General features: G+C 52.9%; 14 protein-coding genes. 12 read left to right on the forward strand and 2 right to left on the reverse strand.

Going from position 1 to position 18,148, the window contains the following annotated elements; genetic code table 11:
• Positions 1-13: 13 nt before the first annotated feature.
• Positions 14-1,303 (reverse strand): hypothetical protein, encoded by a 1,290-nt coding sequence (locus ACH5Y9_RS03920; protein ID WP_445368599.1) that lies wholly within the window; start codon positions 1,301-1,303, stop codon positions 14-16.
• Positions 1,304-1,686: 383 nt separating this feature from the next.
• Between ACH5Y9_RS03920 and ACH5Y9_RS03925 the strand changes: the two genes are divergently transcribed.
• From ACH5Y9_RS03925 to ACH5Y9_RS03960, 8 genes are all read left to right on the forward strand, one after another.
• Complete coding sequence (locus ACH5Y9_RS03925) at positions 1,687-3,444, forward strand: L,D-transpeptidase family protein (protein ID WP_445368600.1); 1,758 nt, start codon at positions 1,687-1,689, stop codon at positions 3,442-3,444.
• Positions 3,445-3,512: 68 nt separating this feature from the next.
• On the forward strand, positions 3,513-3,884 hold the full coding sequence (locus ACH5Y9_RS03930; RefSeq protein ID WP_445368601.1) for a hypothetical protein: 372 nt from the start codon (positions 3,513-3,515) through the stop codon (positions 3,882-3,884).
• A 168-nt stretch (positions 3,885-4,052) separates the two neighbouring features.
• Positions 4,053-4,517: an SRPBCC family protein gene (locus ACH5Y9_RS03935; protein ID WP_445368602.1), complete on the forward strand. Its 465-nt coding sequence runs from the start codon at positions 4,053-4,055 to the stop codon at positions 4,515-4,517.
• Between the two features lie 92 nt (positions 4,518-4,609).
• On the forward strand, positions 4,610-5,152 hold the full coding sequence (locus ACH5Y9_RS03940; RefSeq protein ID WP_445368603.1) for a hypothetical protein: 543 nt from the start codon (positions 4,610-4,612) through the stop codon (positions 5,150-5,152).
• A gap of 306 nt (positions 5,153-5,458) precedes the next feature.
• A complete protein-coding gene (gene nifJ, locus ACH5Y9_RS03945) occupies positions 5,459-9,091 on the forward strand; it encodes a pyruvate:ferredoxin (flavodoxin) oxidoreductase (protein WP_445368604.1) in 3,633 nt (1,210 codons plus the stop codon).
• The gene (locus ACH5Y9_RS03950; protein ID WP_445368605.1) at positions 9,084-10,097 is read left to right on the forward strand and encodes a dihydroorotate dehydrogenase-like protein; all 1,014 of its coding nucleotides are present in this window, start codon (positions 9,084-9,086) and stop codon (positions 10,095-10,097) included. The genes nifJ and ACH5Y9_RS03950 overlap by 8 nt, the downstream gene beginning before the upstream one ends.
• A 9-nt stretch (positions 10,098-10,106) precedes the next feature.
• Positions 10,107-10,466, forward strand: coding sequence for a DUF4186 domain-containing protein (locus tag ACH5Y9_RS03955; RefSeq protein WP_445368606.1), 360 nt, complete (start codon positions 10,107-10,109; stop codon positions 10,464-10,466).
• A gap of 111 nt (positions 10,467-10,577) precedes the next feature.
• Positions 10,578-12,008: a glutamate-cysteine ligase family protein gene (locus ACH5Y9_RS03960; RefSeq protein ID WP_445368607.1), complete on the forward strand. Its 1,431-nt coding sequence runs from the start codon at positions 10,578-10,580 to the stop codon at positions 12,006-12,008.
• A gap of 120 nt (positions 12,009-12,128) precedes the next feature.
• On the opposite strand, the gene ACH5Y9_RS03965 is transcribed toward ACH5Y9_RS03960, so the two are convergent.
• Positions 12,129-12,485, reverse strand: a complete 357-nt coding sequence (locus ACH5Y9_RS03965) for an Imm51 family immunity protein (protein ID WP_445368608.1) — start codon at positions 12,483-12,485, stop codon at positions 12,129-12,131.
• 264 nt (positions 12,486-12,749) lie between these two features.
• Here ACH5Y9_RS03965 and ACH5Y9_RS03970 point away from each other — a divergent pair, with 264 nt between their 5' ends.
• The 4 genes from ACH5Y9_RS03970 to ACH5Y9_RS03985 all read left to right on the forward strand — a co-directional run bounded on the left by ACH5Y9_RS03970 (position 12,750) and on the right by ACH5Y9_RS03985 (position 18,131).
• A complete protein-coding gene (locus ACH5Y9_RS03970; RefSeq protein ID WP_445368609.1) occupies positions 12,750-13,790 on the forward strand; it encodes a M14 family metallopeptidase in 1,041 nt (346 codons plus the stop codon).
• A 102-nt stretch (positions 13,791-13,892) separates the two neighbouring features.
• A complete protein-coding gene (locus tag ACH5Y9_RS03975) occupies positions 13,893-15,263 on the forward strand; it encodes a hypothetical protein (RefSeq protein ID WP_445368610.1) in 1,371 nt (456 codons plus the stop codon).
• 9 nt (positions 15,264-15,272) lie between these two features.
• Positions 15,273-16,754, forward strand: a complete 1,482-nt coding sequence (locus tag ACH5Y9_RS03980; protein WP_445368611.1) for an N-acetylmuramoyl-L-alanine amidase — start codon at positions 15,273-15,275, stop codon at positions 16,752-16,754.
• Between the two features lie 234 nt (positions 16,755-16,988).
• On the forward strand, positions 16,989-18,131 hold the full coding sequence (locus tag ACH5Y9_RS03985) for a response regulator (protein ID WP_445368612.1): 1,143 nt from the start codon (positions 16,989-16,991) through the stop codon (positions 18,129-18,131).
• Positions 18,132-18,148 lie beyond the last annotated feature (17 nt).

Consider the following 18,148-nt stretch of genomic DNA (forward strand, 5'->3'; position numbering starts at 1 on the left):
CTTTTCCTGTGCGTTACGGAATGACTACCACTTGCGCGAAACCGCCGCCTGGCGTGCGAAAGTTGGTAGTTTGGCCTTGGTAGAGGCGGGCGCAGAGCAATTGGGTTTGGCCTTGATAGACATAGTGGCGCAAATCCAGTTTTAACTCGCCGGCATCCAGATGCCGTTCGCTGGGTTTTACCAGCGTCTGCGCTACATAATCGTGTTGCAAAATATCCTCGAAAACGCGCCGGGTCAATTTATCGCCGCGATACGCCGCTTTACTGCCATAGCCTCTGGCGGGTTTGAAAAACAGCTGCTTACGTTCCGCCCAGAACTGATCGGCATTCTGCGCATCAACCAGCATCGTGTGGGCGATACCTTCTCGCAAGAGTGTTCGGGTGCGCTCATCTACGCCGATTGTGCGCAGAAAGTCGTCGTTGCTTAGCCAGACCAGATTCCTTTTGTCGGCATACAGCGCATGATTTCTGGGGTGCGGTGTCAGCACGGCCGCACCAGCCAGATAGGCTTCCTGTAAAGTCCGGCATTCCAGCGATTCCAAGCCAAAGTCGGTCAAGCGGTTATAAACCAGATCGATTTGCAGATCACCGTGCCAAAGTGCGCCGTCGTCATAGCGCAAGGCCTTGGGGTCGCAGACTACGGTTTTGATTTTATGTTGTTCGAACAACTGTTTAAACAACAGAAACTCCGGCCACAGGTATTGATTTTCTGGGTCTTCATCGACAATGGCAATGCTGCGCAGCGGCGCCAAGCCACGCTCCGCGCGCCACTCCCGGTAAAACATGTCGATAAATAAGGTTTCGGCTGGCTGAGTATCCTGCCCAGGCAATTTAAGTGTGCCAGGCTGCTGGTTGCCGGCGATTTCGCAACAGCTGTTTTGCGCGCGAATCAATAACGCATTAATCATCGCGCCCCCGGCATTGGAATTGATTTCAATCAGTTTTGGGCCGTCAGCGCTCAAATGAAAGTCGTAGCCTAGAAATACGCCATGAGCTTTAGTTAAAAATCGTGCCGCGTCCGGTGCGTATGTAAGTACCTGTTGTTGATACGCCGGCAAGGCAATTACTCGTTCCAGTGCAGCGATGATTGCCAATTGTTGATCCAGGCAAGCTTGATCGATAAACACCGCAGACTCGGCAAACAAATTCGGCCGTTCGTCCGCAATCATCCGATACAAATCGCCGTTTCCGTCCAGCCTGTTCAGTTCGTGACGTAGCGCTGTGCGATTTAGCGACGAGCAGCGGCAATCGCTATTCAGCTGTCTGGCGTTAGGGGTTTGCTCAGGTTCTGGATGGGGATGCATGAAAACGATAGGCGTGGATGGGTGCTGAAACAGAATTTACGCGGCTATTCTAGCGCGATACGCCTGTCCGTTAATCGGTAAATTCTTATACAGATACCTGCTAGATCGGCAAAAATCATTTACAAACAGGCGGTTGAGCTTATTTTGTTAGCTAGACGCCATGCTGTCGATATGGTTCTGAACAGCTTGATCCAAACTTGTGAAACTTGAGCCTGCACGGTATTTTGCCGACAGCAGCATCACTTTAGCCGTAACTTTTTAGGGTGCGGCAATGATCGGTGAACTGTATGGCATTAAGCCCTTTATTATCGGGCATAACTAGAAACTCAGCGCTTATTTTGTCAATATGACACCCTTTGTCCGAATTTGAACTTGCAAAAATCATGACCCAGCAAGCCGTATCACGCACCAATCAAACAACCAGGCGCAACTTTCCACCGTATCTGCTGACGGTACTGATGCTGTTGTATGTTTTTTCGCAATCCGCCAGCAGCCAGAGCCCGGAGCCTTCCGTAGGGCAAGCCATACAATCGTTACTTGCCGGCAAACAGCAGCCTTTACTGGCGCAAGCCGATTTTTCGCAGTATAGCGACGCGCTGAAACAGCTGTATCAGATGAATGCCAACCAGCTGATTTGGCTGGGGGAAGGTCGAGCCGCGAAAAATCGCGAAGACGCTTTGAGCTTGCTGAGCAATGCCAAAGTCGATGGTTTAAATCCAGACGTTTACGAAGTCGAGCGTTTGCGCGGCTACATACAACAAGCCGCTGCGCTGCCACACACTGCAACGACGCAGTTGGTCTCTTACGACGTGGCTTTGTCGATAGCATTGGTGCATTACGCGCATGATCTACATATTGGCCGGGTTGATCCGCGCGACTTCAATTATCCCCCACAGTTTGCCGCCAAATCGGCAAGCGAGGTGGCGGTATCGCTGAATCAACATATCCAACAACAATCCCTTGCCGAACTGCCGGCGGCGCTGGCGCCAAAATTCAAGCAATATCAGCAGTTAAAGACTTTGTTGGCTGCTTATCGTCAGCAAAATACTGGGGCGCAGAAGCCAAAACTGCTTTTTGCCAAATCGCTGCGCCCTGGTGAGCAAGACGCGCAATTGCCCGAGTTACGCCGGCGTCTGCTGGACTTGGGTGAGCTGAAAGCGGAAGACGTCATTGGTGCCGGCAGCACGGAGACGCTGTACGATGCGGCGGCGACGGAAGCGGTGAAACGTTTGCAGCAACAGCAAGGCTTAAAAGCCGACGGGGTGATTGGCAAACAAACCCTGGCCTTATTGAATCAAACGCCGGCCGATAAAATTGCCATGCTCGAATTAGCCATGGAGCGTCTGCGTTGGATGCCGGAGTTGCCGGAAGGACCGAGGATATTTGTGAATATTCCGGCGTTTCAGTTATGGGCTTTCAATTCTCGCGACGATCAACAGCCTTTGACGATGAAAGTCATCGTCGGCAAAGCCGAGCAAAATCAGACGCCGGTACTCTGGGAAGAGATGAAATATCTGGAGTTCATGCCGTATTGGAATATCCCGAAAAGTATCATGGACAAGGAAATGTTGCCGAAGCTAGTGAGCGATGAAGAGTTTCTGGCGAATCAGGATATAGAATTGGTGGGACGTGACGCCGACGACGATGAAGAGGAAAATCAGGACAGCATCGTCGACGAAATCAAGAGCGGGCGGGTCCGCGCCAGGCAGCGACCCGGCAGCAGCAACCCCTTGGGGCGGGTGAAATTTATTTTTCCGAACAAAGCCGATGTGTATTTGCACGATACGCCGGGCAAAGCCGCGTTTAATCGTGATCGCCGCGATCTCAGTCATGGCTGCGTCCGAGTGGCGGAGGCTGAAAAGCTGGCGGAATTTGTGCTGGGCGACCAAGCCGAATGGGACCAACAAACGATACAGCAGGCCATGGCCGGGCCTAAAACCCAGCGGGTCACGCTGAAAAAGTCGATACCTGTATTGTTTTTTTATACCACTGTGTTTGTGGGCCTTGACGATAAACCGCGCTTTTACCCGGATATTTACGGTCAAGATCAATTGTTGCAAACCGCTTTGAGCAAAGCCGCCAATCCGGGCGCTAAACAACAATTAGTCAGTAAATCAGTAAATAATGCCGGCGGCGGTTAATAGGGTTCAGTTTTAACGGTTTTGGATTATGCTGTTATCCGGAGTGTGGTTTTTTGGGAGACAGGGACATGACGCAAGCAAAAATAGTAAACCAGGCGGTTACCGAGAAAGTTAAGAAATCGCCGGCGCGCAAAGGCAAGAAAGGCAGAATGGCACCGCCGACCAATGGCGAGATTTTGGTCAAAGGTGTGGTGATGGGTATCGTGATTTCCGGGTTGACGCACGCCAGCAAAAGTATCACCCGCGTGCTGATCCGCCACCCGCTTGCCTTATTCTCCGGTGGTTTGCTGGCCGGGTATTTGGCGCATAAACATCGCAAGGACATCATCGTGCTGGGTAGTCGCACCGCCGTGGAAAGCCGAAATTTCGTGCTGAGACAACGCGAAAACCTCGGCGATTTAATTGCTGAAATCAAAGCAGAAAGCGGCAAGACGCTATAATCTTCGGTTTGTTTGGGTTTACCCGGATCTTGCCTCACCTCCGAGTGTTCTGATGTCCGGACTCTCGTATCCGCGTGACTGCGGTGCATAAGCAGCACTACCGCAAAAATTTTTTTACGGTAGATTGCTGGCTATCGCAGTAACTCAGCATCGTCGTCCGCCAGTATCATGAAAATTTACCACATCCACCGCCAGCAACGCTTGGCGCTCAGTCAGCAGCAGGCTTGGGCCTTCTTCTCGTCTCCGCACTATTTAAATCAAATTACGCCGGAGTTTTTTCATGTCGATATTACTTCGCCGGTGCCCGAGGATATTTACCCCGGCTTATTGATCCGTTATCGGATGAAAGCGGTTTTGGGTGTGCCCATGTCCTGGTTGTCGGAAGTCAGCCACTGCGATAAGCCGAATAGGTTTGTCTATCAACAAACCGTCGGTCCATTTGGATTCTGGAGCCATGAAGTCTGCCTAAGACCTTGCGAGGAGGGCATCGTATTGGAAGACATCGTGTTTTATACGATGCCCTTCGGCTGGTTGGGTCAGTGGTTGCATGGCTTTATCGGCGATAAGTTGCAGCGTATTTTCGATACGCGCCGCGATTATCTGCAAGCAAAGTGGGGCGTTGGCGGGCCGTAGCGCATGCAATTTGGTATCGGTTTGGCAGTTGACTTTTTTTAACCGCAGGCATCTAATCAAGGCCCTGCACATTCAACCTGAAGGAGACGAATATGGCTCAAGACAAAGGTTATTTGGATCAGTCCGGCAATCAAGTGGTTGCTATCGTTAAAAATCTGGACCGCGATGTCGAACGCGGGGAAGATACCGTCATGTTGGGATATGGCTTGGTATTGCTGGCGCCGGCTTTCGCTCCCTTGTTGCCGCCCAGTATTCTGTTGCCGCTGATGGCGATTGCCTTCGCGGTATCGGCGACTGCGGCGCGTCTGCATTTTTACAAAATGGCCCGCAAGCTTTCGGTTGCCTTGGATGAACTGGAAAGTCGGGATAAACAGACTTTTAAGCCGATCACCGACGTATTTGCCGAGCATCCCCAGCAAACGCTGGCTGTCGCTTTTAACCCGTTAAAAAATTTGAAACGCAGCGCGAAAAGCATACTCGGCGGCTTGATGATCAACCCGTTTTGGGGGCCGATCTTTTATATGTTGGGTGTGCAGTTTGTCGAGGATAAACAATTGGTGGTGCTGAACAAGGCCGTGCTTGCAGTCGAAGATAAAGTGATGCCTATCGTACTGCGCGACGACTGGGCTGAATAAACGCAGGATTTGCAAATGTTAGGCGGCGGATAAGCCGTTGGGGGAGGAATAATCAGCTTGAGTCTATGGGTTTTAGGCTATTGTTTTCGGTGGCAGCCATTGTCCAAAAGTACAGTTATACACAGAAGTTGTGGATAAACTTGTGATCAAATCGTGAGCAAACCAGCCAATCGCCCGTCCTGTTTGGGACATCTTTAAATTGACTAAAAATTAGTCAGGCAATTTTTGACTATGCTTAGAGCATCATAAAAAAGCCGTCGGCTTTGCCCGACGGCCCCCCGTTTTGTTTCCTGAAAAGGTTATCCCATGCAAAAGCAAACCCTCACCATAGACGGCAATCAGGCTGCGGCCAGCATTGCTTATAAACTCAATGAAGTGATCGCAATTTACCCCATTACCCCGTCCTCGGCGATGGGCGAATGGGCCGACGAATGGGCCTCCCGCGATCAACCCAATCTTTGGGGTACCGTACCTCGCGTAGTCGAACTGCAAAGCGAAGCCGGCGCGGCCGGCACCATTCATGGCGCGCTGCAAGCCGGTACCTTGGCCACCACCTTCACTGCCTCGCAAGGCCTGTTGTTGATGCTGCCGAACATGTACAAAATCGCCGGCGAACTGAGCCCGACCGTGTTTCATATCGCCGCCCGTTCACTGGCTTGCCAGGGCTTGTCGATCTTTGGCGACCACAGCGATGTGATGGCGGCGCGGATGACGGGCTACGCGATGTTGTGTTCCAACTCGCCGCAAGAAGTGCAGGATTTAGCGCTGGTGGCGCATGCCGTGGCTTTGCAAAGCCGCATCCCGTTCATGCATTTTTTCGACGGCTTCCGCACCTCACACGAGGTCGCCAAAATTGTCGAGATCGACGACAGCGTCATCCGGGCGATGATAGACGACAGCTGGGTTAGCGAGCATCGCGGCCGGGGCCTAACGCCGGATAAGCCGGTGCTGCGTGGTACCGCGCAAAACCCGGATGTGTATTTTCAGGGCCGCGAGTCGGTTAATCCTTACTACGCTGCACTCCCGGAGATTGCCCAAAAAACCATGGACCGGCTAGCCGGCTTGACCGGCCGTCAATACCGCTTGTTCGAATACGTCGGTTCGCCGCAAGCGGAGCGGGTGATCGTGATTATGGGGTCCGGCGCCGAAGCGGTGGAAGAAACCCTGGAATATCTGAATCGCCAGGGCGAAGCGGTGGGCTTGTTGAAAGTGCGCTTGTTCCGGCCGTTTTCCCCGCAGCATTTGGTCGACGCCTTGCCGGCGAGTTGCCAAAAAATCGCAGTATTGGATCGCACCAAGGAACCGGGTGCCGATGGCGAGCCTTTATATAAAGATGTATTGGCTGCCGTGGCGCAAGCCTTCAGCGACGGCGAAAAATTTACCAGCCTGCCCAAAGTGGTGGGTGGCCGTTATGGCTTGTCGTCCAAGGAGTTCACACCGGGCATGATCAAGGCGGTTTACGACGAACTTAAACACGCTAAACCCAAGAACAACTTCACGGTGGGCATTCACGACGATGTCAGCCACAGCAGTTTGGATTGGAATGCGGCTTACCGCACCGATACCCACGATCAAACTTTCCAGGCCATGTTTTACGGTTTGGGCAGCGACGGCACGGTGGGTGCCAATAAAAACACCATCAAAATCATCGGCGAAGAAACTGATTTATACGCCCAGGGCTATTTTGTTTACGACTCGAAAAAGTCCGGTGCGATTACCGTCTCGCATCTGCGCTTTGGTCCAAAACCGATACGCTCCACGTATTTGATCGGCGAAAACGACGCGCAATTCATCGGCTGTCATCAAACTGTGTTTCTGGAACGCTACGACATGCTGGCTAATGCTGCCGACAAAGCGGTGTTTCTATTGAATAGTCCGGCGTCGCCTGATGAAGTTTGGGAAACCTTGCCGCGCAAGATGCAGCAGCAAATGCTGGATAAGAAAATCCGTTTTTATCTGATCGACGGCAACGCGGTCGCCGAGAAATCCGGCATGGGCAAGCGCATCAACACCATTATGCAGACTTGTTTTTTCGCAATTTCTGGCGTGTTGCCGCAAGAGCAAGCCATTGAGGCAATTAAACACGCCGTGCAAAAAACCTATGGCAAAAAAGGCCAACGTATCGTCGATTTAAACTTCAAAGCCATAGACGAAACACTGGCCGGTTTGCGCCATGTGCCTTTACCGAAACAGGCAGACAGCGGTTTTGATATTGCCGCCTTGATTGCGGATAGTGCGCCGGAATTTATTCGTCGCGTCACTGGCGAAATCATCGCCGGCCGGGGCGATGCCTTGCCGGTCAGCGCGATGCCCGCCGATGGCACCTTTCCGACCGGCACGGCGGCCTACGAAAAACGCAATCTGGCGTTGGAGATTCCGGTTTGGGAAACCGATCTGTGTACCCAGTGCGGCAAATGCCCGATGGTTTGCCCGCATGCGGCGATCCGCAGCAAAATCGTACCTAACGAAGCCTTGAGCAATGCGCCGGAGACCTTTAAACATGCTGCCATGTTGGGTAAAGATTTTCCGGCCGGCCTGTCGATCAGCTATCAGGTGGCGCCGGAAGACTGTACCGGCTGCGGACTTTGCGTGGATATTTGCCCGATCCGCGATAAATCCAACGCCAGCCGCAAGGCCTTGAACATGCGCCCGCAAGCGCCGCTACGCGAGCCGGAGAGCCAAAACTGGGATTACTTCTTGTCCTTGCCGGAATACGACCGTAGGCTGTTGAAAACCAACACCATCAAAGGCTCCATGGTGCTGCAGCCCTTATTCGAATTCTCTGGCGCTTGTGTTGGCTGTGGCGAAACCCCATATGTAAAACTGGCTTCGCAGCTCTTCGGTGACCGCATGGTCGTAGCCAACGCCACGGGTTGCTCGTCCATTTACGGCGGCAACTTGCCGACCACGCCCTGGACTAAAAACTCCGAGGGTAGGGGGCCGGCCTGGAACAATTCATTGTTCGAAGACAATGCCGAGTTCGGTTTAGGCATGCGAGTGGCTATAGATAAGCAAGCCGAGCATGCGGCCGAATTGCTGGTGTCGTTACGAGAAACCTTGGGCGGCGAACTGGTTGATGCAATTTTGCAAGCCGACCAATCCGATGAAGCCGGTCTTTACGAACAACGCCAACGTGTCGCGGAATTGAAACAGCATTTACCCTCGCTAAAGCAACCTGCAGCGCAAGCCTTGTTGCCGCTGGCGGATTATCTGTGCAAGAAAAGCGTCTGGATTATCGGTGGCGATGGTTGGGCCTATGACATCGGTTACGGCGGTCTGGATCATGTGCTGGCCAGCGGTCGCAACGTCAATATCCTGGTTTTGGATACAGAAGTGTATTCCAACACTGGCGGCCAGACCTCCAAGTCTACGCCGCTGGGCGCAGTGGCCAAGTTCGCCGCAGGCGGCAAGGCTACCGCGAAAAAAGACTTGGCGCTGCTGGCGATGGATTACGGCAATGTTTACGTCGCCCATGTCGCCTATGCCGGTAAGGACACGCAAACCCTGAACGCTTTTCTGGAAGCGGAAGCGCATGATGGGCCGTCCATCATCATCGCTTATGCGCCTTGTATCGCGCACGGCGTTGATTTGTCCAACAACCATAGGCAGCAAAATCTGGCGGTAAAAAGCGGACACTGGCCCTTATTCAGATTCAATCCCGGCCGCATCCAACAAGGCAAGAATCCGATGCAACTGGATTCGCCGGAGCCGTCGGTGCCGTTGCGCGAATTTGTGATGAGCGAAACCCGCTTTAGCATGCTCTGGCAAAGTCATCCCGACCACGCCGAGGCGTTCTTGAAACAGGCGCAACAAGATGTGAAAAACCGCTATCGTTACTACCAACAACTGGCCGCGCTGGAATGGAGCGATGCCACCAGCGTCGCCGCTGCCAAAGCGGCACTGAAAGCCGATCTTGCCCAGGAGAGCCAACATGGTTGATTTAACAACAAATTATTTGGGCCTGAAACTGGCGCATCCTCTAGTACCGTCGGCATCACCGCTGAGCAAGGACTTGGACAGTGCGCGTCGGCTGGAAGATGCCGGCGCAGCGGCCATCGTGATGTCATCCTTGTTTGAAGAAAAGATCGAAGCCGAACAGCAACAGATGGAGCGGTTTTTTTTCGGCCAAGGCATCGGCTATGGTGAGGCCGATTCCTTTCATCCTGTACCCGAGCAGATTTTGACTTACCAGGAACAATATCTGGAACATCTGCAACGCTTGAAAAGCAGTTTGCATATTCCGGTGATCGCCAGCCTGAACGGTATTTCCCAGGGTGGGTGGATCGAATACGGCCAAGCCTTGCAACAAGCCGGGGCCGATGCGCTGGAACTGAATATCTACCATCTGGCGGCTAATGCTGATGAAAGCAGCGAAACGGTGGAAAACCGCTATCTGGATATTCTGCGCGAGTTAAAAAGCCGGGTGAGCGTGCCGCTGACCCTGAAACTTGGTCCGCAATTCAGTTCGCCGATACATTTTGCACAACGCCTGGAAGCGGCCGGCGCCGATGGTATTGTGATATTCAACCGGTTCTATCAACCGGATATTGATTTGGAAACGCTGGAAGTGGTGCCGAAACTGCAATTGTCTACTCATGCCGAAGCCTTGCTGCGTATCCGATGGACGGCCTTGCTATATGGTCGCGTGAAATTGTCCTTGGCGGTCACCGGTGGTTTTCACCACAGCGCGGATGTGATCAAAGCCTTGCTGGCGGGCGCGGACGTGGTGCATCTGTGCAGTGTATTGTTGGCGCAAGGCGTGGGCAAACTCAGCGAAATCCGCGCGGAACTGGAACAATGGCTGATCGAACACGAATACGATTCCATCAATCAGCTGAAAGGCAGCGTCAGCCAGCAACACGCTATCGATCCCAGTGCGTATGAACGTGCCAATTACATCCATGTGTTGGACAGTTACACGCCCTCTGCGGGCGTGTTGAGATAGCCTGAAGCCGTGCGGGATTTGGATGAACTATTCGCCGGCTTGGCTAAATCCAGGTTCCGCGGCCAGTTTCGTTTGAATGCCAAAGACCGGGATTATTTACGCAACAAGGGTCTGGAAACGGTATTAAGCCACGCCCAAGACTTTGTCGAAAAACGCTTGGCTGCTGCAGAGCCGCGCAATGACGGCAAACAAACCCCGTTTCGCGGCCATCCGGTATTCGTCGCGCAACACGCTACCGCCTGCTGCTGTCGGGACTGCCTGGAAAAATGGCATAAAATTCCGCAGGGCAGGGAGTTGAGTGACGCCGAACAAACCTATGTTTGTAAGGTGTTGGAGCGGTGGTTGAGGATTGCTGTTACCGATATTTAATCAGCCAGATAACGGCAGATATGTAATTCGCATAAATGGATTAAATTCGTGCTTTAGCTGCAATGGTCTTACTATTCCCCGCTATTCCGCCGGACTACGAGCGCAAATGTCATGGGTCAAGAAATTCATGCCGCAATCTATCAAGATGCCGACTTTCAGAGTTTCCGCGAGCGTCTATCCGCAGAAACCGAACTGCTCGGCAGGCTAATTAACAGCCGCGCTTGTTCGGAAGCCGAGCCGGTGGCTGGTTTTGAAATCGAAGCTTGGCTGCTGGACGACAACATGCGGCCGGCACCGATGAATCAGGACTATCTGCACTCTTTTGCCCACCCTATGGCCGGTCCGGAACTGGCCAAATTCAATATCGAACTGAACACGCTACCGCTGGCGTTGACCGGCGACGTATTCAGCCGCATGCATCAGGATTTGCAAAACACCTGGCAGCAAGCCGAACAGCACGCCCGGCAACTGGATTTGCATTTGTTGGCGATAGGCACCTTGCCAACCTTGCAGCAAAGCGATCTGCATTTGGGCAATATGTCGGACATGAATCGCTACCGGGCCTTGAATCAACAGATTTTGCGCTGCCGAGGCCGGCCGATTCTGCTGGATATATGCGGGCATGACCATCTGAAAATAGAGCATCACGATGTGATGCTGGAAGCTGCTACCACCTCGTTTCAATTGCATATCCAATGTCCTTTGAACATTGCCCATCACGTTTACAACGCGGCTATCATTGCTTCGGCGGCGATGGTGGGGTTGGCTGCCAACGCGCCGTTTTTGTTTGGTAAGGATTTGTGGGCGGAAACCCGTATTCCCTTGTTTGAGCAGGCTATTGCCACCGGCGGTTATGCCGGTGCGGCGGAAGGGCCCTTGCACCGGGTCAGTTTCGGTTCCGATTTTGCCCGGCACTCTATCCTGGAATGCTTTGTCGAGAACCAGCAGCATTTTCCGGTTCTGCTACCGGAGTATTTCGACGATGCGCCGGAAGCGTTTCAGCACCTACGCCTGCATAACGGCACGATCTGGCGCTGGAACCGGCCGCTGGTGGGTTTTGATGCCGACGGCACCCCGCATATCCGCATTGAACACCGTACTCCGGCTGCCGGGCCGACCGTGTTGGACATGATCGCCAATGCCGCGTTTTATTACGGGTTGGTTAAAAATCTAGCCGACAAACGCCAGGTGGGCGGGGTGGAGTTATCCTTCGCCCAAGCCAAGGATAATTTTTATCAAGCCGCGCGGCACGGTTTGGATAGCCATGTCGTCTGGTTTGGTGAACATAAACTACGGTTGGCGGTGCTGATCGAGCAGGAGCTATTGCCGCGTGCCGTTCAGGGCTTGCAGGCGTTGGGCATCTGTACTGCTGATTGTGAGAATTATCTGGATGTGATTCGCCAGCGCCTAGCCAATCAACAGACCGGCAGCCACTGGCAGCGGCGGTTTATCAAGGAAAATCCGGGCGAATTTGCGGAGCTGACGCGGGTTTATTTGCAGCGGCAGCGGAGCGAGGAAGCGGTTGCCGGGTGGGGGATATGAATAAGCACAACATCATTGTTCCCACGCTCCGGCGTGGGAACGGGGTTGCACGACGCTCCAGCGTCCCGATGTGCACCGCTGGAGCGTGGGAATGATAAACAACTGTTCTACGCCAACCGATCAATCAAGTTCAGCCCGTGACAGCAGATCTCGAAGTACCTCTTCGTTGTTAAAGGCCAATGACATTGCTTTTCCGAGACGTTCCAGCGCGGACCGTGATCCTTGTGCCGAAAACATTCCCGCCTCCGGATCGAAATCGAGCTCATCTTGTAAATCGGGCAGTTGTTCGAATAGTACGACTTGAGCAATTGAGTTCCAGTCGTAGCCGTTGCCATTCCAGCCTTCGTCAGCCCGCTCTTCGAATACATGCAATTTCTCAACCATATGCTGGTCGGAAAGAATTAGTGATTGGTATTCTCCCGAGTCCAGAAGAACGAACGGCGCATAGGTAGTCTTGTCTGTATTGTCTTTATCCATAAGGACCTCGGGATGTAAATTTAGTGAAATGTAGCGGGTGCGTAGATCGGAAATGCCATTCGCCTTTGCCCTGAGGGTACTGAGTTTAACGAAGGGCCAGCCACCTCAGGCTTCGGCGAGCTCAGCCTTAACGGGGCACCAGGGATAAATAGGGCCGGGTTAATAAGGCTGTGGCCCGGTAAGCATAGGTGGTTTTCCCGGTTTCATTTATGTCAGCCTGAAAATAACGATAGAATTGCTCCAAGCAAATCAGTTACATTCGTTATGCCACAGATTTCACGCGCCAATTGCATCCCCAAACAATTCGACAGCCTGCCAAACGGTTTGCTGGATATTTCGGTTAATAACCTACACACCCTAATCCCCGAGCCCACGCTTTTCCACCTCCCCGGCAAACGCCCGGAAACCCTGTTTGTCTCGGTCTTGCTGCACGGCAACGAATCCACCGGCTTTCTGGCCGTGCAAAAGCTATTGCAAAAATATCACGGCCAAAGCTTGCCGCGCGGCTTGACGCTGTTTTTCGGCAATACCCAGGCGGCGCGTTTCAATTTAAGACGACTGGACGGCCAGCCGGATTTCAACCGCATCTGGCCCGGCAATGCGTTACCCGAGTCGCCGGAGACGGTTTGGGCGGCGCAGATCTGCCAGATTATGCGTGAACGCAAGGTGTTTGCCAGTGTGGATGTGCATAACAATACCGGCCTGAATCCGCATTACGCCTGCATCAACAAATTGGATAAGGATTTTCTGCATCTGGGTGCGCTGTTCGGCCGTTTGCTGGTGTATTTCACCCATCCCAAGGGTACCCAATCCAGCGCCTTTGCCGAGTTTTGCCCGGCGGTGACCTTGGAATGCGGCCGTCCCGGCCAGCCGCACGGTACCGAACATGCTTTTCAATTTCTGGACAGTTGCCTGCACTTGCATGAATTTCCGGCCCAACCAGTCGCGAAGCAGGATGTGGATATTTATCACACGGTGGCGCAAGTGACTGTTGCCGAAAATGTCCGTTATAGCTTTAGCGATGCCACTGCCGATCTGCTTCTTGATCCGGAATTGGAAAGTCTGAATTTCACGGAGATTCCGGCCGGTACGGTGTTGGGCACAACCGACTGCGCCAGGATGCCCTTGATTGCCAAAGACAACGACGGTAAGCCGGTTACGGAGCAATTCCTGACTGTTACGGATGGCCAAGTGCAAATCACTCGGCAAACAATGCCGTCCATGCTAACGCTGGACGAACGAGTCATCCGCCAGGACTGTTTGTGTTATTTGATGGAGCGTTTGGCTGTGGAGACTGGCATTTGAGTTTGTGCTGCTGCTGGATCGGCAGAGCCAAAATCCTGGACGCCGCCTTTGCGGGAATGTTAGATTCATTCGGCCGCAACGGCCTTCCAAAGGAGAAGAATAATGTTGAAGTCACTCGACGTGTTACTGGGTTTATCGGTGGTGATGTTGATCGTCAGCATGGCGGTGACCTTAATCAGTCAGGGCATTTTGAATTTACTGGCCAGCCGCGGCCGCAATCTGCGCACCGGTTTGGCCGACTTGCTGGAATTGTTGGATGCCCGCTTTTCCCGAACCGAGGCCGAGGCCATCGCCGCCTTAACCCTGACGCAACGGACTATCGGCGGCCGCTGTCGCTGCCGACTGCCAGCGTGGTTGCAATTTTTTCAGTTCGGCGAAGTGATCCATCGCGAAGAATTTATCAAGATTTTGCTGGATTTAGCGGCTGGCTACGATGTGTCGATCAAAACGGAATTTGAACAGATCAAAGCCAGGCTAGCCAATAAAACCATCAATGTTGGCCAGGCCACGGAAGCGTTGGAAAGCAAACTCCTGGAATATCCGCTGTTTTTTAAGCGCCTGGATATTGAAGCTTTGCTTGCCAAGATCAAAAAAGAAAAGGCCGAAACCAAAAAACAACAGTTTCAGCAGTTGGAGAAAATCGTCGCCGGACAAATCGATCTGCTGGACAAGTTGAAATCGGTATTGCACGACAATGGTATCGAAGATCCGGCCGCTACCTTAAAAAATGCGCGGATGCTGGCGCTGGAATTTGAAAAATCCAACCCGGAACTGGCGCACGACGTGCGCGAGGCCAATGCCTTGCTACAAGAAGCATCCAGCGATTTTCTGGCGAACATTTGTTTGAATTTCGACCATTTGCTTGACCGGGTCAGCGTCAGATTTACCGCCACTACCCGCGTTGTCAGCGTGATCAGTGCCGCCCTGGTAGCGATTGCGTTGCAGTTGGACACGGTGTATTTGATCAATCGGCTGTCCATGGACGAGCAAATGCGCGCGACTTTTGTGGCATTGGCGCCTTCGCTAACCGAAGATCCGCAAGTAAACGGTGCGGTTGAACCAGCCGCTGCCAAAGCTAGCGGAGAGCAGGATAGCGAGACCTCGGCTGACGAGACTGTTAAAGCCAAAGAAGGCCTCGATCAGGAAAAGCAAAAGTATTATCTGAATTTTCTAGCTCAACAGGGCTTAATCAGTTTGCCTGTTGACCGGGATGCTTGGTGCAAACATTGGAAATTGGTGAGTATTCCCGGTTTGATTTTGTCGATTTTTCTACTGAGTCTGGGCGGGCCGTTTTGGTATAACGCATTGAGTAAGCTGGTGCAATTGCGCTCCGGCCTTGCCCGCAAGGACGATGAGCAGAAAACTATCCGCCAAACCACGCAGACTGCGGGCGGCGAACCTCAAACACTCGGCACTTCGCCAGCACCTAATCCGTTACAGGGCGAACGTGGCGATCTGAAGGCGCAGGGCTAAGGAGGCCGTATGGATAAGCAATGGATAGGCTGCGCGCCGGGTAATTTTCGGGTTGGTCGCCCGGCTGGCTTCAAACCGGAAGTCATTGTTCTGCATTCTGCGGATGGCAGTCTGGCAGATGCCAGTATGCGCTACAACAAGCCGGGGGCTTTACAGTCCATGCATTACGCCATCGGCAACAACGGTGAGATTCATCAATATGTCCAGGAAGCCGACACAGCCTTTCACGCCGGCCTGGTAGTCAATCCGGCTGCCGAATTTATCAAGCAGCGACCCAACACCAATCCCAATTTTTTCTCGATTGGTGTTGCCTTAGAAGTGTCGGTGCTTGGCCCGCCTACGGCCACGCAATTAGCGGCATGCTCGAAATTAATCAGGGAAATTGCCGACCGCTGGCATATCACCGTCGATGCGGATCATGTGTTGTCGCATAGCGCGATTCGCGCCTCGGTAAATTGTCCCGGTTCCAGCGTCGATATTTCAGGTCTGATTGCGGCTGCGTTACCCGATCCGGCAGTCAATTTAGTGGCCGGCAACCAGGTGGGTTTGCTGAGTAAAGTAAATCTCCGCAGTAGCGCGTCTGTCAGCGCACCGGTGCTGCGCGTCTTGGATGCCGGCAGTAAAGTCGAGGTTGTCAGCTTTACGGCGGGTGATGTGGTGTCCGGCAACGGCTATTGGTATCAGGATAAAGACAATTGTTTTTTCTGGGCGGGGGCCACAGATCGGCCCAATCCGCGGATATTGCTAACGCCGAACGAAGGCGAGGCGAGCACCGATACTATGCTGCTCATTGACCAAGCTGCCGCTACGGCTGCAGGTTTGCAGATCAATCGCTCCCGATTCCGTTTGCCGGCTGGGCAGTTTTTTCCCGAGCGGCCGAAAAAAGATCTGATTGTTTTGCACTTCACGGCGGGTTCGTCTGCCAAGTCGGCGTTCGATACCTGGATCGGCGATGCCCAACATATCGCCGCAGCTTATCTGGTGGATGTCGACGGCACGGTCTATGAAGTGTTCGACCCGACGCAGTGGGCTTATCATCTGGGGGTGAAGGGATTTAATGGCCGGCTGGATCAGCGCTCGATAGCGATAGAAATTGCCAATGTCGGGCCATTGCGGCCGGCGCCGGATAATCCGGAAGTCTTGAATTGGTGGCCGCCGCGTCGGGGCCAAACCCAGTTATTCGGTACTCGATACTGCGACAAAACCCAAGCCGATAAATATAGGCAAACCAGCTATCGGGGCGAGCAGTATTTCGCTACTTTTCCAGCGCAGCAGGTAGAAGCGATTCGCTTGTTGCTGAACGATTTATGCGGGCGATTTTCCATACCGAAAACCTTGCCTCCTAAAGCCAAGCAATTTGAACGCGATCTGGATTTTTTCCAAAGTTATTCCGGCATCGCCAGTCATGTGAATTTTCGTAGCGATAAATGGGATATAGGCCCGGCCTTCGATTGGGCGGCGTTGGCTATTGCCAATGCGCACGGCGCCTGATTCGCGCTTGTATACGCCAATCCCGCTGGTGATCAGGTATTTTTGGCGCCTTATCACAAGCTTATTCTCACAACCGATGCGGCCGTCACAGTTCTGCCCGGCCGCCGGCATGAATGTTCGCTGCGGCTGTTAAGATGGTTTAAGTAAGCGGTCGGGCAATTTTGGCTCGGACCGCTATGCTTATTTGGCACACGCTATCGCCTCACCCGCAAATCCAGCAACCCAGGAAATATCATGCCCGAAAAACCGTTCTGTATTTTTGTAGTGGATGACGATGCTCTGTTGCGTTTGGTCATAACCGACCAATTGCAGGGGCATGGCTATCAACTCCACGAGTTTGCCAATGGCGAGGAATGTTTGGCCGCCATGGATTTGGCCCCCAATCTGATTTTGTTGGATATTGAAATGCCGGGCCTTAGCGGTATCGAGGTATGTCGGCAGATTCGCGCTGACGGCAATGACGATGTGCAGGTCATGTTTGTGTCTGCCCACGACGATCTGGAGATTTTACTGACCGCGTTCGATGCCGGCGGTAACGATTTTATTCCGAAAAATGCCAAAAAAGACGTGCTGCTGCGCAAGGTCGATTTGGCCATCGAAGCCGAGCAGCAAAAACGGCAACTGCAATCGCAACTGTCTTACGCACAAAAAACCGCATTTACCGCTATGTCCAGTTTGGGCGAAACCGGCACGGTATTGCAGTTCTTGCGCTCATCGTTTCAATGTGTGTCGTTTCAGCAATTGGGCAGTTTGTTAATCGAGACTTTGCAGCAATACGATCTAAACGGTTTGGTGAAATTGACCGATACCGTGAACGAATACGACTTTAGTCCGGAAACAATCTGTACGCCGCTCGAAGCCTCCATCCTTACCTACGTGGCTAAGTTGGGCCGGATTTATCAGGCCGGTGATCGCTTGGTGTTTAATTTTCCGCACGTGACGCTCTTGGTGACCGGCCTGGATACCGACGATCCGGATGCGATTGGCCGCTTGCGCGATCATCTGGCGATACTTGCCGAAGGTGCCGGTGCCCGTATCGAAGCCATGATCAGCGAACAACAACGTCTACAGGAAGCGAATGCCCGCCTGGAAGGCGTGAGAGAGTTGACCGATTTATTGATCGAGATCGAGGCTAATCAACAAAGTAATCACTCGCAGATGGTGAATTTGGCCGAACAGCACAAAATGAACATGGAAAGCGCCTTTATTCATTTGGGGTTGACCGATAGCCAGGAATTTTTGCTGAACGGTTACGTGGACGAACTCACTTCGCAAATGGACAACTTGTTCGAGAACGATAACAAGCTGGCCTTGCGGCTGAACCAAATTGTCGAAAAACAAAAAGCCTTGCTGTTATCGGCCCAAGATAGCCGCTAAATACCCGTCCGAATCGC

It is taken from the genome of Methylomonas sp. BW4-1, from assembly GCF_052474385.1.